The 25,388-nt window shown below is 61.5% G+C and carries 23 protein-coding genes and 1 pseudogene; 17 read left to right on the plus strand and 7 right to left on the minus strand.

The annotated features are described in order from the left end of the window. The 3 genes from N2A41_RS18195 to N2A41_RS18205 form a co-directional block, all read right to left on the minus strand. Nucleotides 1-636, minus strand: a complete 636-nt coding sequence (locus tag N2A41_RS18195) for a LysE family translocator (protein WP_162116991.1) — start codon at nt 634-636, stop codon at nt 1-3. Nucleotides 637-759: 123 nt separating this feature from the next. Next, nucleotides 760-2,199 (minus strand): pyruvate kinase, encoded by a 1,440-nt coding sequence (gene pyk / locus N2A41_RS18200; protein ID WP_162116990.1) that lies wholly within the window; start codon nt 2,197-2,199, stop codon nt 760-762. Continuing rightward, nucleotides 2,199-2,684 carry a DUF1036 domain-containing protein gene (locus N2A41_RS18205; protein ID WP_222384573.1) on the minus strand — a complete coding sequence of 162 codons (486 nt, stop codon included), beginning with the start codon at nt 2,682-2,684 and terminating at the stop codon, nt 2,199-2,201. The genes pyk and N2A41_RS18205 overlap by 1 nt, the downstream gene beginning before the upstream one ends. A gap of 201 nt (nt 2,685-2,885) precedes the next feature. Between N2A41_RS18205 and N2A41_RS18210 the strand changes: the two genes are divergently transcribed. From N2A41_RS18210 to N2A41_RS18220, 3 genes are all read left to right on the plus strand, one after another. Continuing rightward, nucleotides 2,886-3,674 (plus strand): N-formylglutamate amidohydrolase, encoded by a 789-nt coding sequence (locus tag N2A41_RS18210; RefSeq protein WP_260111069.1) that lies wholly within the window; start codon nt 2,886-2,888, stop codon nt 3,672-3,674. Between the two features lie 32 nt (nt 3,675-3,706). Continuing rightward, entirely contained in the window at nt 3,707-4,012 is a 306-nt protein-coding gene (locus N2A41_RS18215) for a DUF1244 domain-containing protein (RefSeq protein ID WP_260109412.1), read from the plus strand. 91 nt (nt 4,013-4,103) lie between these two features. Next, nucleotides 4,104-4,367 (plus strand): DUF2312 domain-containing protein, encoded by a 264-nt coding sequence (locus N2A41_RS18220; RefSeq protein WP_007631616.1) that lies wholly within the window; start codon nt 4,104-4,106, stop codon nt 4,365-4,367. Between the two features lie 161 nt (nt 4,368-4,528). Here N2A41_RS18220 and N2A41_RS18225 read toward each other — a convergent pair whose 3' ends face one another. Continuing rightward, a complete protein-coding gene (locus N2A41_RS18225; RefSeq protein ID WP_162116987.1) occupies nt 4,529-6,370 on the minus strand; it encodes a DUF882 domain-containing protein in 1,842 nt (613 codons plus the stop codon). A 178-nt stretch (nt 6,371-6,548) separates the two neighbouring features. After that, nucleotides 6,549-8,093, minus strand: coding sequence for a sigma-54-dependent transcriptional regulator (locus N2A41_RS18230; RefSeq protein WP_130701470.1), 1,545 nt, complete (start codon nt 8,091-8,093; stop codon nt 6,549-6,551). A 310-nt stretch (nt 8,094-8,403) separates the two neighbouring features. On the opposite strand from N2A41_RS18230, the gene N2A41_RS18235 reads away from it, so the two are divergent. The 12 genes and pseudogenes from N2A41_RS18235 to N2A41_RS18290 all read left to right on the plus strand — a co-directional run bounded on the left by N2A41_RS18235 (nt 8,404) and on the right by N2A41_RS18290 (nt 20,060). Next, nucleotides 8,404-10,257 carry a M3 family oligoendopeptidase gene (locus tag N2A41_RS18235; protein ID WP_260109413.1) on the plus strand — a complete coding sequence of 618 codons (1,854 nt, stop codon included), beginning with the start codon at nt 8,404-8,406 and terminating at the stop codon, nt 10,255-10,257. Nucleotides 10,258-10,354: 97 nt separating this feature from the next. Beyond that, complete coding sequence (locus N2A41_RS18240) at nt 10,355-11,542, plus strand: aminodeoxychorismate synthase component I (RefSeq protein WP_441005713.1); 1,188 nt, start codon at nt 10,355-10,357, stop codon at nt 11,540-11,542. After that, nucleotides 11,539-12,168, plus strand: coding sequence for an aminotransferase class IV family protein (locus tag N2A41_RS18245; protein WP_260109415.1), 630 nt, complete (start codon nt 11,539-11,541; stop codon nt 12,166-12,168). The genes N2A41_RS18240 and N2A41_RS18245 overlap by 4 nt, the downstream gene beginning before the upstream one ends. Nucleotides 12,169-12,170: 2 nt before the next feature. Beyond that, nucleotides 12,171-12,455, plus strand: a complete 285-nt coding sequence (locus tag N2A41_RS18250; RefSeq protein ID WP_260109416.1) for a YciI family protein — start codon at nt 12,171-12,173, stop codon at nt 12,453-12,455. A 17-nt stretch (nt 12,456-12,472) separates the two neighbouring features. Next, the gene (locus tag N2A41_RS18255) at nt 12,473-12,616 is read left to right on the plus strand and encodes a hypothetical protein (protein ID WP_260109417.1); all 144 of its coding nucleotides are present in this window, start codon (nt 12,473-12,475) and stop codon (nt 12,614-12,616) included. Between the two features lie 84 nt (nt 12,617-12,700). Continuing rightward, nucleotides 12,701-14,152, plus strand: a complete 1,452-nt coding sequence (locus tag N2A41_RS18260) for a homospermidine synthase (protein WP_260109418.1) — start codon at nt 12,701-12,703, stop codon at nt 14,150-14,152. 171 nt (nt 14,153-14,323) lie between these two features. Continuing rightward, complete coding sequence (gene omp10, locus N2A41_RS18265) at nt 14,324-14,692, plus strand: outer membrane lipoprotein Omp10 (RefSeq protein WP_017967851.1); 369 nt, start codon at nt 14,324-14,326, stop codon at nt 14,690-14,692. A 64-nt stretch (nt 14,693-14,756) separates the two neighbouring features. Next, nucleotides 14,757-14,947 (plus strand): annotated as a pseudogene (locus N2A41_RS18270) (hypothetical protein); the annotation flags it as partial. A 186-nt stretch (nt 14,948-15,133) separates the two neighbouring features. Next, nucleotides 15,134-17,116: a 5'-nucleotidase C-terminal domain-containing protein gene (locus tag N2A41_RS18275; protein WP_260111070.1), complete on the plus strand. Its 1,983-nt coding sequence runs from the start codon at nt 15,134-15,136 to the stop codon at nt 17,114-17,116. A 124-nt stretch (nt 17,117-17,240) separates the two neighbouring features. Beyond that, nucleotides 17,241-18,275: a ferrochelatase gene (gene hemH, locus N2A41_RS18280; RefSeq protein ID WP_260109419.1), complete on the plus strand. Its 1,035-nt coding sequence runs from the start codon at nt 17,241-17,243 to the stop codon at nt 18,273-18,275. 285 nt (nt 18,276-18,560) lie between these two features. Next, on the plus strand, nt 18,561-19,601 hold the full coding sequence (locus N2A41_RS18285; RefSeq protein WP_260109420.1) for an SPFH domain-containing protein: 1,041 nt from the start codon (nt 18,561-18,563) through the stop codon (nt 19,599-19,601). A gap of 3 nt (nt 19,602-19,604) precedes the next feature. Then, complete coding sequence (locus N2A41_RS18290; protein WP_017967853.1) at nt 19,605-20,060, plus strand: NfeD family protein; 456 nt, start codon at nt 19,605-19,607, stop codon at nt 20,058-20,060. Between the two features lie 14 nt (nt 20,061-20,074). Here the strand turns inward: N2A41_RS18290 and N2A41_RS18295 are convergent, their stop codons facing one another. After that, nucleotides 20,075-21,070 (minus strand): KpsF/GutQ family sugar-phosphate isomerase, encoded by a 996-nt coding sequence (locus tag N2A41_RS18295; protein WP_162116981.1) that lies wholly within the window; start codon nt 21,068-21,070, stop codon nt 20,075-20,077. Nucleotides 21,071-21,261: 191 nt separating this feature from the next. Between N2A41_RS18295 and N2A41_RS18300 the strand changes: the two genes are divergently transcribed. After that, on the plus strand, nt 21,262-22,803 hold the full coding sequence (locus N2A41_RS18300) for an outer membrane beta-barrel protein (RefSeq protein WP_260109421.1): 1,542 nt from the start codon (nt 21,262-21,264) through the stop codon (nt 22,801-22,803). A gap of 215 nt (nt 22,804-23,018) precedes the next feature. On the opposite strand, the gene galU is transcribed toward N2A41_RS18300, so the two are convergent. Further along, complete coding sequence (gene galU / locus N2A41_RS18305; RefSeq protein ID WP_003542870.1) at nt 23,019-23,906, minus strand: UTP--glucose-1-phosphate uridylyltransferase GalU; 888 nt, start codon at nt 23,904-23,906, stop codon at nt 23,019-23,021. A 204-nt stretch (nt 23,907-24,110) separates the two neighbouring features. Here galU and N2A41_RS18310 point away from each other — a divergent pair, with 204 nt between their 5' ends. Continuing rightward, nucleotides 24,111-25,334 carry a lytic murein transglycosylase gene (locus N2A41_RS18310; protein ID WP_260109422.1) on the plus strand — a complete coding sequence of 408 codons (1,224 nt, stop codon included), beginning with the start codon at nt 24,111-24,113 and terminating at the stop codon, nt 25,332-25,334. Nucleotides 25,335-25,388 lie beyond the last annotated feature (54 nt).

Here is a 25,388-nt window from a genome sequence, read left to right on the forward strand (position 1 = left end):
TCAGACGGTTGCCCGGCGATAGAAGGCCAGCGAGCCGGCAAGCGCCAGCAGCGCGCCACCGCAGGCTCGCTCCAGCCACATGGCGCCTGAGGTTTTCAGGAAACGCACCGCCTGCGAGCCGAAGAAGGCGTATCCGAACATGATGAGGAAATCGAGCGCGGCAAAGACAAGGGCGAGCAGCATATATTGCATCGCCTGCGGCAGGATCGGGTCGATGAACTGGGGCAGGAAAGCCGAGAAGAAGAGATAACCCTTCGGATTGGTCGCCGCGACCATGAAGCTCTTCAGTCCGATCGAGAGGGGCGATGTCGCGCCCGCAGGCGCTCCGGACTTCAACGCCGCATCGATCGTGCCCTTCGAACGCAGCAGCATGATACCGAGAAAAGCGAGATAGGCGGCACCCGCCCATTTCAGCATCGAGAACCAGAATTCCGATGCGGCGAGCAGCGCACCGAGCCCGATCGCCACGGCGCCGATCAGCACGAAATCGGACAGCACCGCGCCGATCATGCCGGCAACCGCCCGGCGCAGGCCGTGCCGCGAACCGTTAGTCAGCGCCAGCAGCACTGTCGGCCCCGGTGTCGCGATACCAACGAAGGAAACCGCTGCAAAAGCCAGAAGCGTGACGAAATCCATGACGATCCTCCCCATCCAGAGATCGAAACTTGCATGCGCCATTGCCATTGGCAATGCCGGCCCATCAACGAAAAAAGCCCGCCGCCTTCTCAGGCAGCGGGCTTTCGGATGCATGCGATCGGATCAGATGCCGCTCTGGCCGTCGGAACCGATATAGGCGATGCGGATCATGTTGGTGGCGCCGGGCGTGCCGAGCGGTACGCCGGCCGAGATGATGATGCGGTCGCCCGGCTTGCCGAAACCTTCGTCCGCGACGATACGGCAGGCGCGGTTGACCATGTCGTCGAGATCGGTCGCGTCATGGGTGACGACGCAGTGCAGGCCCCAGACGACGGCAAGACGGCGCGCCGTCTTGATGATCGGCGACAGCGCCAGGATCGGCACTTGCGGACGCTCGCGCGAGGCGCGAAGGCCCGTCGTGCCCGACGAAGTGTAACAGACGATCGCCGACAGCTTCAGCGTTTCGGCGATCTGACGGGCGGCCAGCGAGATCGCATCGGCACCGGTCGCTTCCGGCTGGGCACGCTGGGCATAGATGATACCGGGATAATGCGGCTCGCGCTCGATGGCGGTGGCAATTGACGCCATCGTCGTGACAGCTTCGACTGGATAGTCACCCGAGGCCGATTCGGCCGAAAGCATGACGGCATCCGCACCTTCGAAAACGGCGGTCGCGACGTCGGAAACTTCGGCGCGTGTCGGCACCGGCGCGGAGATCATCGATTCCAGCATCTGCGTGGCAACGACCACCGGCTTGCCCGAACGGCGGCAGGCGCGGATCAGCTGCTTCTGGATGCCGGGAACCGATTCGAGCGGCATTTCGACGCCGAGATCGCCGCGGGCGACCATCAATGCGTCCGACAGTTCGATGATTTCCTCGATGCGCTCGAGAGCCTGCGGCTTCTCGATCTTCGACATCAGGCCGACGCGGCCGCGGGCGATCTTGCGCACTTCGGCGAGGTCGTCGGGACGCTGGACGAAGGAAAGCGCCACCCAGTCGACATCGTCGGTGGCAAGCACTGCGTCGAGATCGGCGCGGTCCTTGTCCGTCAGCGCGCCGACGCCGAGCAGCGTGTCGGGAAGGCTGACGCCCTTGCGGTCGGAGATGCGCGTGCCCGAAATAACAGTCGTGACGATGCTCTTGCCGTCGCATTTTTCTGCGCGCAGGGCGAGCTTGCCGTCATCGATCAGCAGGCGGTGGCCAGGCTGCACCGATTCCAGGATCTCGGGGTGCGGCAGGTAGACGCGGCTCTGGTCGCCGAGCGCTTCGTTGTTGTCGAGCGTGAACGTTTGGCCGGGCTTCAGGTCCACCTTGCCGTCGACGAACTTGCCGACACGCAGTTTCGGTCCCTGCAGGTCGGCGAGAATGCCGATCGGCCGGCCGGAGCGCGCTTCGACCGAGCGGATGCGCTGGATCAGCGTACGCATCATGTCGTGGCTCGCATGGCTCATATTGATGCGGAAGACATCGGCACCGGCCTGGTGCAGCTTCTCGATCATCGATTCCTCGGAGGAGGCTGGCCCGAGGGTGGCGAGGATTTTAATTTTGCGATTACGCTTCATCAATTCTGGCTTTCTTGCGTCCCTGGGGTGTCGGAGAGTTGAACCATCCAGCTACCCTGGCGGCCCGTATCATATTCCTTGAATCCCATCTTCTGGTAACCGCGGGCATAACAATCCTGCACACCCGTGATCTTGAATTCGTTTTCCGCCACGCACATCTGCACGTCACCCGTCCATCGGCCTCCCCGGGCGGCGTCCTCTGCGTAGAGGTAATAATAACGCGACTGCAACTCTCCCTCGATCAACACGGCGCAGGTCGTTGCCGGCACCTGCCACCAGCCCTCCGTCACCCAGCCATCCTTGGCCCGGTATCCGATCGCGACGCCGACGAGGTTCTGCGTTCCGTTGCAGACGCGAAAATCGGCGCGTGCAGCATCTGCGATGAAAAACGGCATGGCGGCTGCAAGGGCGAATAGAGCGAGACGGACCAGCGGCCCGGACCGCGTGAGGAAACTTGGCGCGGCTTGGATCAACACGGCTCCCAAATAGCTCCACGGTTATTCGTATCCGTGTCTTCTTGCGCCGCCGTCAAGCGAAAGTCAACGCAATGCTAATCGATTATATTTCCTTTCATAACCACCCGTCGAGGGTCCGGCTCAACCTCTCGCCGCCTGTCGCGCTTGAACCCGCCGTAGCCGCATGCGATCACTGCGCCCGATGGCGCAATGACGAACGGCAATTCCTTGATGGACGACTTCCAATCCTTCGAAATCCTATCCGGCAAACATGACAAAGGCATGGTGATCCTCGCAGATCACGCGATGAACCGCCTTCCCGCGCGATATGGCCGGCTCGGACTTCCCGACGCGGCCTTCGCCCGACATATCGCCTATGACATCGGCATCGAGGGCCTGACGCGGCAGCTTTCGGCAAGGCTCAGCGTTCCCGCCGTGCTTGGCGGCTTTTCGCGCCTGCTGATCGACCCCAATCGCGGCGAAGACGATCCGACGCTGATCATGAAGATCTCCGACGGCGCCGTCATATCAGGCAATCATCCGATCACGCCGCAGGAATGGGACTACCGCATCGAAACCTTCCATCGCCCCTATCACCATGCCGTGGCCACAACGATCGACAGCGTGGCAAATGCCACCGGCAGGGCACCGCTGGTGCTGTCGCTGCACTCCTTCACGCCGGCCTGGAAAGGTATTCCCCGTCCCTGGCACGCTGCCGTCCTCTGGGACAGCGACCATCGCGCCGTCGGTCCGCTGCTTGACATGCTGCGCACCGATCCGGATCTCGCCGTTGGCGACAACGAACCCTATGACGGCGCGCTGAAGGGCGATACCATGTACCGCCATTGCATGATCACAGGCATTCCGCATGCGCTGCTCGAAGTGCGCCAGGATCTGATCGGAGACGAGACCGGCATATCGGCCTGGGCCGAACGCCTGGCGCCGATCTTCGCGGCGATGAATGCCGATCCCGCCTTGCACGAATATGACGTTCACCCGTCGCGTACCGGCCCCTATTGAACGAAGGCCCCACTTTAACGAAAGGAAGCGAGATGACCGCGCTCAGCAAGGAACAACAGATCGAATTCGAAGCTGCCGCCTTTCGCCGCCTCGTTGCACATCTTCGCGAACGCAGCGACGTTCAGAACATTGACCTGATGAATCTGGCCGGCTTCTGCCGCAACTGCCTGTCGAACTGGTATCGCGAAGCCGCCGAGGCCGAGGGTGTCCCGGTGACCAGGGAAGAATCGCGCGAGATGGTCTATGGCATGCCCTATGAGGACTGGAAGAATCTTCACCAGAACGAGGCCTCGCCTGTGCAAAAGGCTGCTTTTGAACTGAACAATCCACACAAATAGCTTGGCTGGCCGCGAACAGGCTTGACCGTGACGCCGCTTCGCGGCAGTCACTGGCATCCAAAATCGATCACCGAAAAACCAGGAGAACACGATGTCTGATGCTCACGGCGTCGCCCGCGATCAGCTTCGCGCTTTCATCGAGCGCATTGAACGGCTGGAAGAAGAAAAGAAGACCATCGCCGACGATATCAAGGACGTCTATGGCGAAGCCAAGGGAACGGGCTTCGATACCAAGATCCTGAAGAAGGTCGTGGCGCTGCGCAAGAAGGACGAGCAGGAGCGCATGGAAGAGGAAGCAATCCTCGACACCTACCTGCTTGCGCTCGGCATGATCGAATCGCCGCCGGAAGGCTGATCCGTCCACACCGCCCGATATCGACAAGCCGCCGGGCCGCTCCGGCGGCTTTTCTTTTGCGGAGAACGTGCCGGGTTAAACAGCGGCCTTACCTGTCGAAGCGGCCAAAGAAAAACCGCCGGATCGCTCCGGCGGTTTTCGATATTACGTGATCGGCAGGCTCAGTTCGTGTTGAACTTGCGCACTTCCATGAAGTTCACAGCCGTGCCGCTGAAGCGGGCCGGGTCGACCGAAGCGGTCTTGACGTTGAAGCCCTCGGCATAGACGGCGGTCGGCTGGGCGCGCATCGTCTGGCTGACGAACCGCGGCGCCTTGACCTGCCTGGAGGCCATTTCCAGGCGGGCATTGGTGAGCGCCCATTGCGAGATCATCTTTTCCGTCAGCTTCGGCTCGGTGCGCACCGTCGTGCGGCTGGCATCCGCTGCGGCGGCTTCCTTCTGCGTCGGGCGACCACCCTTGGCAGGAAGGCCCTGCGCCACGGCGCTTTCGGCGGCCGGTTCGTCGAAACTATCGCCAAAGCTTGCCGATTTGGTCATCGGTGCCAATGCCGCGAGTTCGAGCGGCGGCTTTGCGGCAGGCGCCTTTTGCGTCATCGCGGCGTTGATCGCCTGCTCAACCGTCTGCGGCGGAGCCTTCGACGCGATCTGGCTTTCCCCATCGTTCCGCTGCTGGTCGAGTGCGTCGGCCACGGCAGGAGACAGCGCGTCCTGATCGGCTTCGTCGGCTTCTGCCTCCGGATCGGCCTCGGCCGCAGCAAGAAGGTTCTCGGCAACGGCAGGGCGTTCGATCGGCGTCGGAACCGGCAGCCCATTTGCGCCCGTCAGCATGGGATCGGTCGACGCGACCTCGGCGTCACCAGGCGCACGGCGCTGGCCGAGAAGCGAGGGAACCGGAATGCTGTAGGCGCTGAGGTCGGCGAACTGCTGCGGCTGGGCCTGATCGACCGGAAGGGCCGTAAGAGCCTGCTGTGCGGCATTACCCGAAGGCGGCGCTACGAGCGCGCTCGCGACTTCGCTGCCGGCGGGCTGGTTGCTGAACGCCGGGCGAACCTGCGGCACCGGCGCGTTCAGATCGGCGACTTCGGTCTGCTGCGGCTCGACAGGAGCAGGCTCGGCCTTCGGCGGCGTCGCCTTGGCAACGGCAACAGGGGTGGAATCGTCGGTCTCGTCTTCCTGCTCGTCGGCCCCGCCGCCAAAGAGCGCGGCAAACAGCGTCTTGTGCTTCGGCGCCGATTCGGAAGCGCTGGCGATCTGGATCTGCGTGCCGCTGACGCGGCGCTTATAATCGGCCATCGCCTGCTGGTAGCCCGGCAACGGCTTGCCGTCGGCCGGAATATGGATGGTATTGCCGTTCGGGAAGAGCCGAACCAGCTCGTCGCGGCTCATGCGCGGCCAGGCGCGAACGCCGCCGACATCCATGTGCACGAAGGGCGAGCCCGACTTCGGATAGAAGCCGACGCCGCCGACCTGCATCTTCATGCCGATGCCGCGCAGCGTCGCCAGCTTGACGTCGGGAATGAAGAAGTCCATCGCCTTGCCGAGCATATGCTGGCTCTTTTCGGCGACGCCGGAATTGCGCGAGCGGCCACGCAGCATCTCGTTGGTTCCCGGCGAACGGAAACCGCAGACGACATTGATGTAGTCCCTCGAACCGCTCTGGCGATAGACTTCCCAGATCAGGTCGAACAGCCGCGGGTCCATTTTCGTCGGCTGGTTCTTGCGCCAGTCGCGCAGGAAGCGATTCAGCTGCTCCAGACCCTTCGGGTCGAACTTGCCATTGCGCTTGTAGGTGATGACGGCTTTTTCGCCGGTATGAATGAAGTAGAGCTTGAGGCTGCGGGTGTCGCCCGCTGCCTGCGAAGGCGTACTAACGAATACCGGTGAGGAAACCGCGAGTGCAAGAAGGGCGGCCGCTACCGTCCTTATTGCCTTTCCGCAGATGTCGGCGCACAACAAGCGCCAGCTCAAGCGCGAAGGCTTGGAATTCCCATTCAGATTCGGCAACTCGATCCCCGTCAGACAGACAATGTCCCGTACTGCCTCAGATGACTGTCAAATGCGGTCACACGATGGCAAAAATGCCACACATGATCAACCTTTTCTTTACATAGTGAACGCGCCACTAACAAGTGGTTTATGACTAGTAACAAAACGTGGTTGCCTTAATCTTAACGAAAAGCGCTTAAGCCGCATCTTTCTGGGGATTGTCAGGGTCTATGCCGTAATCCTTGAGCTTGCGATAAAGTGTGGACCGGCCGATACCGAGCTTGCGCGCGACTTGACTCATCTGTCCGCGATAGAATTTGAGCGCGAATCGGATGAGCTCCTCCTCGACATCGGCAAGCCTGCGCACGTCTCCGGCAGGATTGACGCTGGCAATCGCGTTTTCCGGGGCCTCGGACAGGCGGTGGTGCACCTCTCCCGACATCGACGCCCTGAAATCCTCGCCATAGCCATCGTCGGGATCGAGGCCGGTATTGTCGGCAACGAGCGCCAGGTGATCCACCACATCGTATTCAGGAAGCTGGGCGGCGATCTGCGGGAAATCCGCCTCGGTCAGCTCCGGCCCTTCGGCCAGAACGACCGCACGGAAGATGGCGTTTTCAAGCTGGCGGATATTGCCCGGCCAGTCATAGGCGGTCAGCAACGCCAGCGCGCCGGCATTCACCGTCATGCGGCGACCACTCTTCTGCTCGCTGGAGAAGCGCTCGGCAAAGACGCGCACCAGATTGGGAATGTCTTCTTTGCGTTTGCGCAGCGCCGGAATGGTGATCGGGAAGACGTTGAGGCGATAATAGAGATCCTCGCGGAAATGGCCGTTCTTGACCTCCTCGATCAGATCCTTGTTGGTCGCCGAAATCAGTCGGACATTGACCTTGTGTGCGGTACGTGCACCGACGGTCTCGATCTCGCCCTGCTGCACGGCACGCAAGAGCTTCACTTGCACCTCGAGCGGCAGGTCGCCGATCTCGTCGAGGAAGATGGTGCCGCCATCGGCTTCCATGAATTTGCCGATATGGCGCTCGGTCGCGCCGGTAAACGCGCCCTTCTCGTGACCGAAGAGAATGCTCTCGACCAGATTATGCGGGATCGCCCCGCAATTGACGGTGACGAAGGGCTTGTTCGAGCGGTCGCCGCCGGATTGGATGGCGCGCGCCACCAGCTCCTTGCCGACGCCGGATTCGCCTTCGAGCACGACGGGAATGTTGGACTGAGCCGCCCGCTGGGCGAGATCGATGACGCGGAGCATCGCCGGGCTTGCCGAGACGATATCGTCGAAGCCGACCGACCCTGAGCGCGACCGCCGTCCGGCTCGCGCCTTGACTTCGCGCTGGTCGAGCTTCATCGCGTTCGAGATCGAAGTGGCGATGCGTTCGGGCGAGACCGGCTTGACGACGAAATCGAAGGCGCCGGCGCGCATTGCCTGCACCACCGTTTCAATCCCGCCCTGCCCCGTCTGCACAATGACCGGGATCTGCGTGCCGAATTCGTGAAGCGCATCGAGGAATTCGAGGCCGGTCATCTCCGGCATCATCAGGTCGAGGACGATGACGTTGAAAAGGCCGCTGTCGCGTTTGACCATTTCCAGGCCGATGCGGCCGTTTTCCGCCTGGTGCACGACATGGCCGTGACGCTCGATTGCGTTCTTGAGCAGGCGGCGCTGCACGGGGTCATCTTCGACCACGAGGATTTGCCCTGCTCCCTTGAGCTCATTGTAACCGGTCATTGTCGCCTCACTTCATGCGAAACCATAAAGCGCACTCTGACAGGAAGGCTTGAACATCCAGTTTTGAGAAACAATTGCATTTTAACGATTGGAACGGGTCATTTTCGTGCCGAAGCGACGCCTTTCATGCGCCGAAAAACCTTGATGCGAGGCCTTCGCACGCTTACAGCGCCGCGCGTCTTTTCAGGCGCGCAAAGGACGCTGTAACACTTTCAATCCTCGCATCGTGCTTTCCGAAAATCGATTCCGATTTTCGGGCCGATGCGCTAGACAATCAGACCTGTTATGAAAGTGGAGAGGAATTGCGCTCATGAAAATCAAGCTCCCGCACGTCGGTCTTCTTTTATCTCCAGCAGTGCCAGCTGGGGCCGCCGACCCGGCGCTCGGCGATCTGCCGGTCTGGAAGCTGCAGGATCTTTATCCCTCCGCAACCTCCACCGCCTTTGTCGCCGACATGGAAAAAGCCGGCAAGGCCGCAATCGCCTTTGAAGAAAAGTGGAAGGGCAAACTCACGGAGGCGGCAGCGAAGACGGGCCCTGAGGGCATCGGCGCGGCGCTGAAGGAATATGAGGCGTTGGACGACGTCGTCGGCCGCCTCGGCTCCTTTGCCGGCCTCACCTATTTCTCCGACACCACCAACCCGACAAACGGCAAGCTCTACGGCGACGTGCAGGCTAAGATCACCGAATTTTCCGGCCATCTCCTGTTCTTTGCGCTGGAACTGAATCGCATCGACGACACGGTGATCGACGCCTGCATGGTGAATGATCCCCCCGCCGGGCACTATCGCCCTTGGCTGCTCGACCTCAGGAAGGACAAGCCCTACCAGCTCGACGACAGACTGGAACAGCTCTTCCTCGAGAAGTCGATGACATCGGCCGCTGCCTTCAACCGCCTCTTCGACGAAACCATGGCGGAACTTCGCTACGACATCGATGGCGAGAAAGTGCCGCTCGAAGTGGCGCTGAACAGGCTGCAGGAAAAAGATCCTGAAGTGCGCCGCAAGGCAGCCATGGCGCTCGCTGAAACCTTCAAGGCAAATATCCGCACCTTCACGCTGATCACCAACACCCTTGCCAAGGACAAGGAGATCGCCGACCGTTGGCGCGGCTTCGAGGACATCGCCGACAGCCGCCACCTGGCAAACCGTGTCGAGCGCGAGGTCGTCGACGCGCTGGCCGCGGCCGTTCGCGAAGCCTATCCCCGCCTTTCGCATCGCTATTACAAGATGAAGGCGAAATGGCTCGGCATGGAGCAGATGAATTTCTGGGACCGCAACGCGCCCCTTCCGGAAACCTCCAGCGCCATCATCTCCTGGCCGGAGGCGAAGGATACGGTGCTGTCGGCCTATGGCAATTTTGCCCCTGAGATGGCGGATATCGCCAGGCGCTTCTTCGACGAACAATGGATCGATGCCCCGGTTCGTCCCGGCAAGGCGCCGGGCGCCTTCGCCCATCCGACGGTTCCTTCGGCCCATCCCTATGTGCTCGTCAATTATATGGGCAAGCCGCGCGATGTGATGACGCTTGCCCATGAACTCGGCCACGGCGTGCATCAGGTTCTCGCCGGTGCGCAAGGGGCGCTGATGTGCCAGACGCCGCTGACGCTTGCCGAAACCGCGTCCGTCTTCGGCGAGATGCTGACCTTCCGCGCGCTGCTGGAAAAGACCACCGACAAACGCGAGCGCAAGGCGATGCTCGCCCAGAAGGTCGAGGACATGATCAACACGGTCGTGCGCCAGATCGCCTTTTACGAATTCGAGCGCAAGCTGCACACCGCCCGCAAATCAGGAGAACTGACAGCTGACGACATTGGCGAACTCTGGCTCTCCGTCCAGTCGGAAAGCCTCGGGCCGGCGATCAGCATTTCGGAAGGATACGAGACCTACTGGGCCTATATCCCCCACTTCATCCACTCGCCCTTCTATGTCTACGCCTATGCCTTCGGCGATTGCCTGGTGAATTCGCTTTATGCCGTCTATCAGAAAGCCGAGAAAGGCTTCCAGGAGAAGTATTTCGAGCTGCTGAGGGCGGGCGGCACCAAGCATCACTCGGAACTGCTGAAGCCTTTCGGCCTCGACGCCACCGATCCGTCGTTCTGGAGCCAGGGCCTGTCGATGATCGAAGGGCTGATCGACGAGTTGGAAGCGTTGGATAGGGGCTGAGAGCCTCTCCTCCAAAGGCGGACGGGCCGCAACGGGTCACTTCTCCCCTCGGGGAGAAGCGGGAAAATGCTTCACGCTCCCAATCAGATTTTGAGCAATGAGGAACAGAACAAACCGAAAGCGTGGCGTGGCTGACCAACCCTACATCCTCTTCCGCGACGACACGACCGGACAGGTGATGCTTTTCGCCGAGCCGGCAGAGATCATCGTTGCCAGGACGCGCGCCGAGTTCTTTGCAGGCCTTGCCCGGATGGAAGAAGCCAAGGCCGCAGGCAAATGGCTTGCCGGCTACATGGCCTATGAGGCCGGATACCTCTTCGAGGAAAAACTCGCTCCCTTCGCCGGGGAACATCGCGACACGCCGCTCATCTGTTTCGGCGTCTTCGACGCTCCGCAGGCCGATACGCATCCGCTTGCCCAGCCAAAACAGCGTCTCGAAAACGAGGAATTCCTCACCGCTCCGAAAGCCGCCTGGGATTTCCGAATATATAAAGAGCGCTTCGATCGCCTCCACCAGCACCTGCGGCTCGGCGACGCCTATCAGGCGAACCTCACCATGCCGATCGAAGCCCGCTGGAACGGCGATCCCAGTGCCGCCTTCTGGTCGCTGATCGAACGCCAGCCGGTCAAATACGGCGCGCTGGTCGATCTTGGCGGCCCGGTCATCCTTTCGCGGTCGCCCGAACTTTTCTTCCGCACCGATGAACAGGGCTGGATCGAGACCCATCCGATGAAGGGCACGGCAAGACGCGGCGCCACTGCCGCCGAGGATGCCGAGATCATCGAGGCGATGCGCAGCGATATCAAGACGCAGGCGGAAAACCGCATGATCGTCGATCTCCTGCGTAACGATATCTCCCGCATCACCGAAGTCGGCACGCTCGACGTCCCGAAGCTCTTCGACGTCGAGACCTATCCGACCGTCCACCAGATGGTGAGCCATGTCCAGGCGAGGCTCCGCCCCGATATTTCGGTCCGCGACATCTTCTCCGCGCTCTTCCCCTGCGGTTCGATCACCGGCGCGCCGAAGATACGGGCAATGGAAATCCTCCATGCGCTCGAGGATGTCCCGCGCGACGCCTATTGCGGCGCGATCGGCATGATCTCGCCGACCGGCGCCATGCGTTTTTCCGTCGCCATCCGCACGATTACTCTTTTTGAGGGCGGCAGGGCCGTCTTCAACGTCGGCGGCGGCATCGTCTTTGATTCCACAGCCGAGGCCGAATATGAGGAATGCCTGCTCAAGGCCCGCTTCGCCGTCGGCGACCAATGGATTGCGCGATGATCGATTTTTCGCTGATCGAGACGCTGCGCTGGCAGCCCGGCGAGGGCTTCATCCGGCTGCGGCTGCATCTCGCCCGGCTTTCCCGCTCCGCCCGTCGCCTTGGCTTCCCGCAACCGATCGCGGCGGCGGCCAAACTCGACGAAGCCGTTGCAGGCGCTGCCGGTCCGCTGCGCATCCGCCTCACCCTCGATGCGCAAGGCCGTATAGAGGTGACGAGCGCCGCTTTCGTGCCCCTGACACCCGACACTACCTGGACTGTCCGTCTCGCCGAAACCCGTCTGAATTCCGCCGACAAGCTGCTGCGCGTCAAAACCACGCGCCGTGCCGCCTACGAGGCCGCACGGGCCGAATACAGGCCTGATCAGGCCGATGAAGTCATCCTTTTGAACGAACGCGATGAAGTCTGCGAGGGCACCATCACCTCGATCTTTCTGGACGATGGAACCGGCATTCTGCGCACCCCGCCGATCTCCTGCGGCCTGCTCGCCGGCGTGCTGCGCACCGAGCTCATCTGCCGGCGCCAAGCCCGTGTCGGCCGCATCACGCTTGCCGATCTCGATGCCGGCACGTTTTATATCGGCAACTCGCTGCGCGGCCTGATCCGCGCAAACCTCATCAGGAACTGACGATGTTCATCCTCTCCCTCACCTATGTGAAACCCAACGACGAAGCCGACAGGCACATGGAGCCGCACATGGCATGGGTGAAGGAGGGTTATGCCAAGGGCTGGTTTCTGGCGTCCGGCCGCAAGGTGCCGCGCACCGGCGGCGTCATCTTCGCGATCGGCGATCGCACCGCGATTGAGGCCTATGTCGCCGCCGATCCCTTCACCCTCAATGGCGTTGCTGAATACAAAATCACCGAGCTTGCCGTCACGACGGCGGTCGAAGGACTGGAAATCCTGAAGGGCTGATTTTAGAGGAGCCGATCATGGATGATCTCGCAGCCCATCTGAAAGAGCTCGAATCCAGGCGGGCTGCCGATCCCCAGGACAGCTTCGCCGGCCTCTATTGCCGCTCGATATCTGGCCTTTCCCCGTCAACGCTCTTTATTGTGACGCCGTTTTATGATTAGAGCCGGTCACCTCGCACTTTCTGCGGCAATTTCAAATTAATTCTTCGGGCTGAACGCCTTCGTCGCCTTCCACAGGAGAAAAGAATGACGGAACAACACTATCCGGTATATGCCGAAATTACCGGTCCGATCGTGATGATCGGCTTTGGCTCCATCGGTCGCGGCACCCTGCCCCTGATCGAGCGCCATTTCAAATTCGACAAGAGCCGGATGGTCGTCATCGATCCGCGGGATGAGCCCTCCGACATGGAGATCCTGAAGAAGCACGGCGTTCGCCACATCCGGGAATATGTCACCAAAGACAACTACAAGGAACTGCTGAAGCCGCTGCTGACGGAAGGCGAAGGCCAGGGCTTCTGCGTCAACCTCTCGGTCGACACCTCCTCGCTCGACATCATCAAGCTCTGCCGCAAACTCGACGTTCCCTATATCGACACCGTCGTCGAACCCTGGCTCGGCTTCTATTTCGACAAGAGCATGAGCAATGCCGACCGCACCAACTATGCGCTACGCGAAACCATGCGCAAGGAAAAGGCGAAGAACCCCGGCGGCGCTACCGCCGTCTCCACTTGCGGCGCCAATCCGGGCATGGTCTCCTGGTTGGTCAAGCAGGCGCTCGTCAACCTCGCCAACGATACCGGCCTTAAATTCGAGGAACCGGGCCAGCACGATCGCGAAGGCTGGGCAAAGCTCATGAAGAAGCTCGGCGTCAAGGGCGTCCACATTGCCGAGCGCGACACCCAGCGCACCAAGCATCCGAAGCCGCTCAACGTCTTCTGGAACACCTGGTCCGTCGAAGGCTTCATCTCCGAAGGCCTGCAGCCGGCCGAACTCGGCTGGGGCACGCATGAAGAATGGATGCCGAAGAACGCCAAGAAACACAAGAAGGGCAACAAGGCGGCGATCTACCTGGAACAGCCGGGCGCCAACACCCGTGTGCGCACCTGGTGCCCGACGCCCGGCCCGCAATATGGCTTCCTCGTCACCCACAACGAGTCGATCTCGATCGCCGATTTCTTCACCGTTCGCGACAAGGACGGCGAAGTGACCTTCCGCCCGACCTGCCACTATGCCTACCATCCGGCCAACGACGCCGTGCTCTCTCTGCATGAAATGTTCGGCAATGGCGGCACCTCGCAACCAGTCCATCACGTTCTCGACGAGGACGAGCTGGAGGACGGCATCGACGAACTCGGCGTCCTGCTCTACGGCCACGAGAAGAATGCCTATTGGTATGGCTCGCGCCTGTCGCTGGAAGAAACCCGCCGTATCGCGCCCTATCAGAACGCCACGGGCCTGCAGGTCACATCAGCCGTCCTCGCCGGCATGGTCTGGGCGCTGGAAAACCCGAATGCCGGCATCGTCGAAGCCGACGAGATCGATTACAAGCGCTGCCTCGAAGTGCAGATGCCCTATCTCGGCCCGGTCGAGGGCCACTACACCGACTGGACCCCGCTCGACGGCCGTCCGGGCCTCTTCCCCGAGGATATCGACACCAAGGATCCGTGGCAGTTCAGGAACGTTCTGGTTCGCTGAGGACGCCTGCACGGCTTTGACAATGCCCGCCGCAAGGCGGGCATTTTTGTAACGCCGGCTGTCTAAATGCCGCACGCCACCCCACCAAGGCTTGCCTTCATGCCGGGCGCGCGGCATGTTTTGCCCGAACTTGGCGGCTGTCCGCCGCGCCGATTCGCCGGGAGAAGCCTTATGAAAATCAGAACTGGTCTCGTTCTTGTCGGTGCAGCGGCCGCTCTAGCCGCCTGCGTTTCATCTGAGCCGCGTCGCCTGCCGATTGCGACCGCGCCCGCCGCCACTGGTGTCGAAGGCAACTGGAGCGATCCGAATGGCATCGTTTCGACCTTCCAGGGCGGTACTTTCACCACCCGCACGACCGACAGCAACCAACTTCTTGCCTCGGGCACCTATATCAACACCTCACCGACCCTGGTGGAGATCAACATGACCTCACTGGTGCGCAAGACGCAGTCCAAGGTCAATTGCGCCCTCGTCAACCCGAGCCAGCTCAATTGCACCTCCGATTCCGGCGCACAGTTCACGCTCTCCCGCCGCGGCTGAAGATGAGGCGGTAGGCTAAGCACAGCATACGGGCCTCGCCTCATACCTCGTCCTGCTGCTCGCCATGCCGCTTGCCGCATTTGCGGTCGTTTCGCCGGCCAACGAATATCGTGCCCAGGGCATCGCCGCTCCCGATTGCGACGGGTCGGCCGGCGCTTTCATCGCCTCGTCTCCCTTCTCTGCTTGACCATCGCGCTCGCCACGGTCCCGAATATTGCAGAGGCCGTGCACGAACTCTACCGAAACGCCGCGAATGCCGGGGATAAGCAACCCGGCTTTTTTGCCCTGCCCCCTTGGAAAGCGCCTCGCCTGGCCCAGCTTTCTCTTGCGGTCGTGCATCGTCTGATGGAACATCCGCAGGCCGGGAAACCGCCCCGGCGCACGATGAAAGGGATCAGCGAGGGATCAGGGGGATCTTTCGCCTCAATCAGGAGAATAGCGATGACGAAGTCTTTCAGCTTCGGTCTTTTGACCGCGTCCATGCTGGCGCTGAGCACGGGCGCCGCCTTTGCGGATTACGAACTCAATATTCTTCATATCAACGATTTCCACTCGCGCATCGAATCGATCAACAAGTTCGACTCCACCTGCTCGGCCGAAGAGGAAGGCAAGAAGGAATGCTTCGGGGGTGCTGGCCGCCTGAAGACCGCGATCGATCAGCGCCGCCAGGCGCTATCCGGCAAGAACGTCCTCCTCTTGAATGCCGGCGACAATTTCCAGGGCTCGCTCTTCTACACGACCTACAAGGGAGCAGCCGAAGCCGAGTTCCTGAACCTGATGAAGTTCGACGCCATGACCGTCGGCAATCATGAATTCGACGACAGCGAGGACGGGCTTGCGACCTTCCTCGACAAGGTGCAGTTCCCTGTCGTGACGGCAAATGTCAAGGCGACAGCCGCCTCCAAGCTCGGCGACCGCATCAAGCCCTCGCTGGTGCTCGATGTCGCCGGCCAGAAGATCGGTATCGTCGGCGCCGTCACAAATGACACGCCAGAGCTTTCCTCCCCCGGCCCGAACGTCACGATCGCCGATGACGTCCAGAGCATTACCGCGGCCGTTCAGGATCTGAAGGGCCAGGGCGTCAACAAGATCATCGCGTTGACCCACGTCGGTTACCCCCGGGATCTCGCCCTGATCGCCAAGATCCCGGATGTCGACGTCGTCGTCGGCGGCCATTCCCATAGCCTGCTCTCCAACACTGACCCCAAGGCCGAAGGCCCCTATCCGACCATGGTCGACAATCCCGGCGGCTATAAAGTGCCGGTCGTCCAGGCTGCCTCCTACAGCAAGTATCTCGGCGATCTCGTCGTCAATTTCGACGATAGTGGTGTCGTCAAAGATGCCAAGGGCGATCCGATCCTGATCGATTCCACCTTTACGCCCGATCCTGCCCTCATTGCCCGCATTGCCGAACTGGCAAAACCGATCGAAGAACTGCGCAAGAAGGTGATCGGCTCCTCCGAAAGCCCGATCGAAGGCGACCGCAAGGTCTGCCGCGTCAAGGAATGCTCCATGGGCAATCTGGTGGCCGACGCCATGCTCGATCGCACCAGGAACCAGGGCGTCACCATCGCCGTCCAGAACGGCGGCGGCCTGCGTGCTTCGATCGACGGCGGCGAGGTCACCCAGGGCGAGGTCATCACCGTCCTGCCTTTCCAGAACACGCTCGCCACGTTTGAGGCGACCGGCGCAGATGTCGTTAAAGCGCTCGAAAATGGTGTCAGCCAGATCGACCAGGGCGCCGGGCGCTTCCCGCAGGTCGCCGGCCTGAAGTTCTCCTTCGACCAGTCGAAGCCTGTCGGCAGCCGCGTCGTCGAGGTCCAGGTGAAGGAGGGCGACAATTTCGCTCCAATCGATCCCGCCAAGACCTACAAAGTCGTCACCAACAACTTCATGCGATCAGGCGGCGACGGCTATTCGATCTTCAAGGACGGCAAGAACGCCTATGATTACGGTCCGGACCTTGCCGACGTGACCGCCGAATATGTCGCCGCGCATTCGCCCTACAAGCCCTACACGGATGGCCGCGTCACCGAACTGGCGCAGGCAGCGCCTGCTCCCTCCGCTTCCGAGCCGGCGCCTGCCGCACCGGCTGCTCCGGCCCCCTCTGCCGAACCCAGCCCCGCGCCCGCTGCTCCTGCTCCATCCACCGAGCCGGCTCCTGCACCCACTGCACCGGCACCCGCTGCACCGGCACCTGCTGCCCCGGCACCCACTACTGAACCAGCGCCGGCACCGGCAGCCTCCGCACCTGCCGCAGCGACGCCGTCCACCCACGTCATCGCCGCGGGCGACACCTTCTGGGATCTCGCCGTGACGTTCTATGGCGACGGCACGATGTGGCGGAAGCTTTCGGATGCCAATGGCAAGCCGAACCCGCGTCGCTTGTCGGTTGGCAAGGAGATCGAGGTCCCCGCCAAGTAAGACGATTTGTCCCGATGCCACTGGCCGGTCCGGGGTTTCCCGGGCCGGTTTTTCTTTCTATAGGGTGAACCACGATCTCGAGGCTGCGTATGAGCCGACGGGACCAAAGAGTGTTGGGGCCAGAATGACAGCAGATATTTCACTCCGCCCGACGGACCATCCGGCCGTCAAGTCAGGCAAGATCGGTGTCCTGCTAGTCAATCTCGGCACGCCTGATGGCACCGACTATACCTCGATGCGCCGCTATCTCAGGGAATTCCTGACCGATCGCCGCGTCATCGAATGGTCGCCCTGGAAGTGGTATCCGATCCTGTTCGGCATCGTGCTCAACACCCGCCCGCAGAAGGTCGGCAAGGCCTATCAGCTGATCTGGAACAAGGAGAGGAACGAAAGTTATCTGCGAACCTATACCCGCAACCAGTCGCAGCTGATGGCCGAGCGCTTGAAGGATCTTGATAACGTCAAGGTCGACTGGGCCATGCGTTATGGCACGCCGTCGATCGCCTCGCGCATCGACGCGCTGAAAGAAGAGGGCTGCGACCGGATCGTGCTCTTCCCGCTCTATCCGCAATATGCGGCGGCGACGACCGCCACTGTCAACGACAAGGCCTTCCAGAAACTGCTCTCGATGCGCTGGCAGCCGGCGCTGCGCACCGTTCCCGCCTATCATGACGACGAGACCTATATCGAGGCGCTCGCCGCGTCAGTCGAAAGGCATCTTTCGACCCTCGACTGGAAGCCCGAGATGCTGCTTGCCTCCTTCCACGGCATACCGATGTCCTATTTCAAGCAAGGCGACCCCTACTACTGCCAATGCCAGAAGACCGGCCGGCTGCTGCGCGAGCGGCTCGGGTTGAACGCGGAAAACTTCATGGTCACCTTCCAGTCCCGCTTCGGGCCGGAGGAATGGCTGCAGCCCTACACCGACAAGACGGTGGAGAAGCTCGCCAGGGGCGGCGTCAAGCGCATCGCCGTCATCAATCCCGGATTCGTCTCCGACTGTCTGGAAACGCTGGAGGAGATTGCCGAACAGGCCGCCCACTCCTTCCACGAGAATGGCGGCGAGAAGTTCGCGCATATTCCCTGCCTCAACGACGGCGAGGACGGAATGAACGTGCTGGAAAAGGTCGTCCGCCGCGAATTGCAGGGCTGGGTCTGAGGGCCTCCCTCAGAAAGCGGCATCCGACGAGGAGCTAAAGCATGTCGCGCAAAAGTGTGAGGCGGTTTTGCGATAACGACATGCGTATAAACAAAGACTTAAAGCGCGGGAGCGAATCTGAAAGATCGCGACGCGCTTTAGCGACAGCCCAATGACTTAGACGAAACGGAACCTCCTTTTCGCTTGGAGGTCAGCCGGTTGTGCCATCATTTCTTCTTCGCAAAGAACGTGCTAACTCACCACATGAGTTGGGCAGGCGCGCATGCGCCGATAGGAGGAATTTTCATGCTGTTCGGCGGCTTCGACATCGTCGTGATCGTGCTGGTCATCTTCGTCATCCTGGTGCTCTTTGCCGGGATCAAGACCGTGCCGCAGGGCTACCGCTATACGATCGAGCGCTTCGGGCGTTATACCCGCACGCTGGAGCCAGGCCTCAACCTCATCACCCCCTTCATCGAGCGCGTCGGCGCCAAATTGAACGTGATGGAGCAGGTGCTGAACGTGCCGACCCAGGAGGTGATCACCAAGGACAACGCCTCGGTTTCGGCCGATGCCGTCTCCTTCTATCAGGTGCTGAACGCCGCCCAAGCTGCCTATCAGGTCTCCAACCTCGAAAACGCCATCCTCAATCTGACCATGACCAACATCCGCTCGGTCATGGGTTCGATGGATCTCGACGAACTGCTCTCCAACCGCGATGCGATCAACGACCGGCTGCTGCGCGTCGTCGACGAGGCCGTGCATCCCTGGGGCATCAAGGTCACCCGCGTCGAGATCAAAGACATCCAACCCCCGCGCGACCTCGTCGATGCGATGGCCCGCCAGATGAAGGCCGAGCGCGAAAAGCGCGCCCAGGTGCTGGAGGCCGAAGGCTCGCGCAATGCGCAGATCCTCAGGGCCGAAGGCGCCAAGCAATCCGCCATCCTGCAGGCCGAAGGCCAGCGCGAAGCCGCCTTCCGCAACGCTGAAGCCCGCGAACGTCTGGCCGAGGCCGAAGCCAAGGCGACGAAGATGGTCTCCGAGGCGATCGCCGCCGGCGACATTCAGGCGATCAATTATTTCGTCGCCCAGAAATATACCGAGGCGCTCACCTCGATCGGTTCGGCGCCCAATTCCAAGATCGTGATGATGCCGATGGAAGCCTCTTCCATCCTGAGCTCGCTCGGTGGCATCGGCGCCATTGCCCGCGAAGTCTTCGGCGATGCCGGCAACAGCCCGTCAACGCCGCTGCCGGTACCGCCGCGTCCGCGTCCCGCACCGGCGCGCTCGGCGCCGCCGATCAATCCGTCGACCCCCAATCCTTTCAACCCCGAGCAGGAGCGATAAGCCATGCTGGCGAAGATCGTCGCCGAACTCGGTCCGTGGAGCTGGTGGGTCGCAGGCCTCGTGCTGCTCGCCGCGGAATTGATCGTTCCCGGCTTCTTCCTGGTCTGGATCGGACTTGCTGCCTTGATCGTCGGTGCACTGTCGCTGCTCTTCTGGGACAGCGCCTTCTGGGTCTGGGAGTTGCAGGCGATCCTTTTTGCGCTTCTCGCCGTTGCCACGACCTTCGCCGGCCGCCGGCTGACGCTGCGCAATGCGACGACCGACGAGCCCTTCCTCAATCAGCGCGGTGCGAGCCTCGTCGGCCGCACGGCGACGCTGCACGAACCGATCCGCGAAGGCCGCGGCCGCATTCGTCTCGACGATACGCTATGGCAGGTGATGGGACCCGACTTGCCCGCCGGAACGCAAGTGAAGGTGGTTTCGAGCAACGGCCGCGACCTGACGGTCGAGCCCGTCTGATCAAACGAGCCTGATCAGGCGACGCCGATCCGCAGCAGGTCGTGGAAATGCACCAGCCCGACCGGCCGGCAGTCGTCGTCGATGACGATCAGCGCGCCGATGTGATGCTGGTTAAGCAGCGCCAGGGCTGTGGTCGCCAGCACCGTCTGCTTCACCGTCTTCGGCGTCTTCGTCATGATGTCATCGACGGCAAGCTCTGAAAGATTGCGTGTCAGATTGCGCGCCATGTCGCCTTCGGTGACGATGCCGCAGAGCCGCCCATCCTCGTCCAGCACGCCGACGCAGCCGAAATGTTTGCGCGACAGCACCGTGATCGCCTCCGGCATCGGTGTGCCCTTGGCAACGAGCGGCAGCCGCTCGCCGGTATGCATGATGTCGGCGACATGCATCAGGCTCGCGCCCAGCTTGCCGCCGGGATGGAAGACGTGGAAATCCGTGGCGGTAAAGCCGCGCGCCTCCAGGAGCGCCACCGCCAACGCGTCGCCGATGGCAAGCTGCATCAGCGTCGAGGTGGTCGGCGCCAGCCCATTGGGGCAGGCCTCCTGCTCGTTCGGCATCAGAAGGACGATATCGGCGGCGGCCGCGAGCGAGGACCCTTCGCTGCAGGTGATCGCGATAAGCGGAATGGAGAAGCGCCGCGTGAAGGAAATGATGCTCTTGAGTTCGGCGCTCTCACCACCCTTGGAAATCGCCAGCACGACGTCGTCGCGCGCGATCATGCCGAGATCCCCGTGATTGGCCTCCGCCGCATGCACGAAAAAGGCAGGCGTTCCGGTCGAAGCGAATGTCGCCGCGAGCTTGGCGCCGATATGCCCGCTCTTGCCGACGCCGGTGACGATCACCCGTCCGGAGATGTCGCCGATGACTTCGACGGCCCGTGTGAAAGGACCGGCCAATCCCTTGTCAAAGGCCTGTTCGAGCGCTTCAAGACCGCGTCTTTCGGACTCTATCGTGCGTTTTGCCGATTCGAGCACGCTGTTTTCAACGAGGTTTATCGCTCTACTGTTCATGAAGTTGCGTTAGACCTTTTCACTTTCCAAGTCCACCCCGCACTCTTTCCGACCCGCACTCTTTCCGACCCGCACTCTTTCCGACCCGCACTCTTTCCGAACTGTGAACAGTACCCGCCGACAGCAACGAATGATTAACCACGAGGCTTTACCTTTGGGTAAGAACCGAAAGCATGTCAGGCGCGAATTGCATGGCCCAGCCAAACCAGACGAGCAGTGTGACGCCGCTCCGCGCCATGAGCCGTGCCGTCTCTTTTGTTGCGTTCGGCTGCTTGCTTCTCAGTCAGACGGCAGCCTTCGCGCAATCCGCCTCGGCGCAACCGGCAAGCAGCCGCTCCGCCGCCTCCCAGGACAATCGCACCACGTACAGCGCCGCATCCGTCGCCGGTTTCGATGACGCGACCGACGATACCGCCGCTCCCGCGGCAAACGGCACGACCGCAAACGCGGACGATACCCAGCAGCGGCCCGCCATACCCGATGCACAAGCGGGCGACGACATTACCGGTTCCATCCTCGACGAGGACATACGCCGGCTGAACACCCGTGAAGCGCCGCTCGACGAGACACTGCCACGCCGCAGGGCTGCCGAAAGCGCCTCGAAAGAGGAAACGCCGGGAATCCCGATCGGCACGTTCGTGCTCCGCCCGAGCGTCACCCAGAGCATCAACACTGAAACCACCAAGGACGGCAATACCACGCAACGGCGCGCCTTTCTTGAAACGGACGCAGCAGCGACCCTGACCTCGGACTGGGGCCGGCATCAGTTGACCGTGACCTCGGAAGGCGCCTGGCAGAAGAATGTCAGCGGCGAGGGTGAGGAACAGCCCTCCTTCAAGATCAACAGCGATCTCAGGCTCGATCTTCCCGACGACACCACGGCGCACCTCATCGCCGGCTATAATTTCTACCGCGAGGACACCGATGATCCCGACGCGATCACCAACGCCGCGCAGCAGTCGGACGTCCAGGAATTTTCGGCCGGCGCCTCCGTCCAGCGCGATTTCGGGATCCTGCGCGGCACGACTGCACTTGCGCTGACACGCTCGATCTATTCGGACGCTAAACTTTCGAACGGCACGACCGTCTCCCTCAGCGACCGCAATCAGACGACGGGCACGTTGCGTGGCCGTGTCGGCTACGAGCTGTCGCCCGCGCTCATCCCCTTCATCGAGGCCAACATCGGCCGCACGGTCTATGACGAAACGCAAGATTCCGCCGGCTACGAGCGTTCCGGCCATAGCTATGGCGCCAAGGCAGGCGTCGAGGTCGATCTCGGTGAAAAGCTGAAAGGTGAAGTCGGCGTCGGCTACGAGATGGCGGATTTCGAAGACAGCCGCCTGTCCTCGATCGATACCGCCACGCTCGATGCGAGCCTGCTCTGGTCGCCGATCCGCGGCACCGATGTCGATCTCGACCTGCAGACCAGCATCCAGCCCTCGACCACGGCAGGCGAAAGCGGCTACGTCTCGCACGCGCTGACGACGACGGTCACCCACCAGCTGCGCGACAATCTGGTGGGGACGATGATCGGCGGGGTGATATGGCGCGATTATCCCACCGACAGCACCATCAACGACGAGCTCGTCTATACCGCCGCAACCGGCCTGACCTGGAATATCAACCGCTATCTCGATCTAACCAGCACGCTCGGCTACGAGCTGACGACGCGCGAGGAAGGCACCAATTCGCAGCAATGGCGTGCCGGCGTCGGTCTCAAGCTGAAACGCTAGAGCGTGTCGCGCAAAAGTATGCCGCGGTTTTGCGACAACGACATGCGGAAAAACAAAGAGCTAAATCGCGAGGAGCGAATCTGAAAGATCGCGACGCGTTTTAGAGCAACTCCAGCAAAAGTGCGGGAACGGTTTGCATCGGGAAAATGGAAGCGCCGCGCGTCCGATAGGAAGCGCGGCGCTCTATCACTTTGAATCTGCGCTGAGCAGCAACCTTACTTCAGGCCAGCCAGCAGTTCCCTGAAGCCGCCTTCGACGGAGGGGCGGATATCGGCGCGTTCGAGAGCGAAGGCGACGTTTGCCAGGATGAAGCCGTCCTTGGCGCCGCAGTCATAGGTCGCGCCGCGGAAGTGGTAGCCGGCGAAATCCTGTTCCTTCAGCAGCTTCAGCATGCCGTCGGTGAGCTGGATCTCGTTGCCGGCGCCGCGCTCCTGGGTTTCGAGGATCTTGAAGATCTCCGGCTGCAGGATATAGCGGCCGTTGATGAAGAAGTTGGAAGGCGCTGTGCCCTTGGCAGGCTTTTCCACCATGCCGGTGATGCGGAAGCCGTCGCCGATCGCCTCGCCGACGCCGACGATGCCGTATTTATGCGCCTGGTCCGGCGCGCATTCCTCGACGGCGATGATATTGCCGCCGCTCTGGGCATAGAGGTCGATCATGCCCTTCATGCAGCCCTTGTCGCCCTTCATGATCATATCGGGCAGCAGCAGTGCGAAGGGCTCGTCGCCGACGATCTCGCGGGCGCACCACACGGCGTGGCCGAGGCCGAGAGGCTCTTGCTGGCGAGTGAAGCTCACCGTCCCGGCCTTCGGCAATTGCTGGGCGAGAAGGGTAATTTCCGCCTTCTTGGCGCGCTCGCGCAGCGTCTGTTCCAGCTCGAAATGAATGTCGAAATAATCTTCGATGACGTGCTTGTTGCGTCCGGTGACGAAGACCAGATGTTCGATCCCGGCCTCGATCGCCTCATCGACGACATATTGAATGATTGGCTTGTCGACGACGGTCAACATTTCCTTCGGAACAGCCTTTGTCGCCGGAAGGAATCGCGTTCCCAACCCGGCAACCGGAAATACTGCTTTACGAACTTTGTTGTGTTGAGCCACACCCGGCCTCCTGCTTCGATCATATCGCTTTGGAAATGGAGTTTTTTAGCTTTAACTAGTATAGAATTGCTACTGTTTTGCAAATGGTGACCGCAGCGGGTCGCCATGGTAAAGAATTTGTTGACTCCGTTCCTGTAGTCTCGGGTCTGGGCGGACATGATGCCCCGCTGCACCGGAAACTGAAGATGACGGATACGACTGTCGATGACCCAGAATCACAAAAACTCCCTTCGTGGTCTTGCTCTCGCCCTCGTTGTCGCCGCCCAGGTGGCACTGGTCCCCGACAACGCGAAAGCTGATTCCCGCTTCCAGAAATGGATCGCGGATTTTTACCAGACTGCCGCTCAGAGTGGCATCAGTAAGGCAACCTATCAAAAGGCCTTTTCCGGGGTGAGCGAGCCCGATCCGACCGTGCTCGAAAAGGCGGCCTACCAGCCGGAATTCACCTCGAAGATCTGGGACTATATCGATTCCCGCGTCAATCCCTATACGGTCAAGATCGGCCGCGAAATGGCCGTCAAGCACGCAAGAACGCTCGCTGCGATCGAGCAGCGGTTCGGCGTCGACAAGACCATATTGCTGGCCATCTGGTCGATGGAATCGAATTACGGCGCGGTCCTCGACAAGGACGACCGGCTGCATTACGTGCCGCGCGCCCTGGCAACACTTGCCTATGCCGATCCGAGCCGGGCCAAATTCGCCAAGAAGCAGCTGGTCGCCGCGCTGAAGATCCTGCAGAACGGCGATGTGCCGGCACGCGAGATGACCGGCTCCTGGGCCGGCGCCATGGGCCACACCCAGTTCATTCCGACAAGCTACCTGCTTTATGCCGTCGATGCCGACGGCAACGGCCATCGCGACATCTGGAACTCGATCCCCGACGCGCTGGCGACCTCGGCCAACCTCCTGATGAAAAACGGCTGGGACGCAGGCAAGACCTGGGGCTACGAGGTCGTCGTTCCCGCCGCAGTCGCCCAGCAGGCCGGCAAGACCCATACGCTGGCCCAATGGGCAGCACTCGGCCTGATCCGCCCGAACGGCAAGGCCTTCCGCGAGAGCGCCGCCAAGGCCGTGCTGAAGATGCCGGCCGGGCCCAGTGGCCCGGGCTTCCTGATGACCGCCAACTTCTTCACCATCAAAAACTACAATGCCTCGGACAGCTACGCGCTTGCCGTCGGTCTGCTGGCCGACCAGATCGCCGGCTACGGCGGCATGCAGCAGCGCTGGCCGCGCCCGGACGGTGCCCTCGATATCACCGAGAAATTTGAGCTGCAGACCCGCCTGAAGACACTCGGCTACTACAATGGCGAGGTCGACGGCAATTTCGGCTCGGGTTCGAAGGCGGCGATATCGGCCGTGCAGTCGCGCATCGGCATGCAGCCGGACGGCGAGCCCTCCTTGCCGCTTCTGAACGCATTGCGCCGCTAGATCGGGATGATCCGGCCGAATTGGCCGGAAATCTCAATCCGCATTTGAATCAAG

The sequence above is a fragment of the Rhizobium sp. SRDI969 genome, assembly GCF_025152725.1.
GTDB lineage: Bacteria > Pseudomonadota > Alphaproteobacteria > Rhizobiales > Rhizobiaceae > Rhizobium > Rhizobium leguminosarum_I.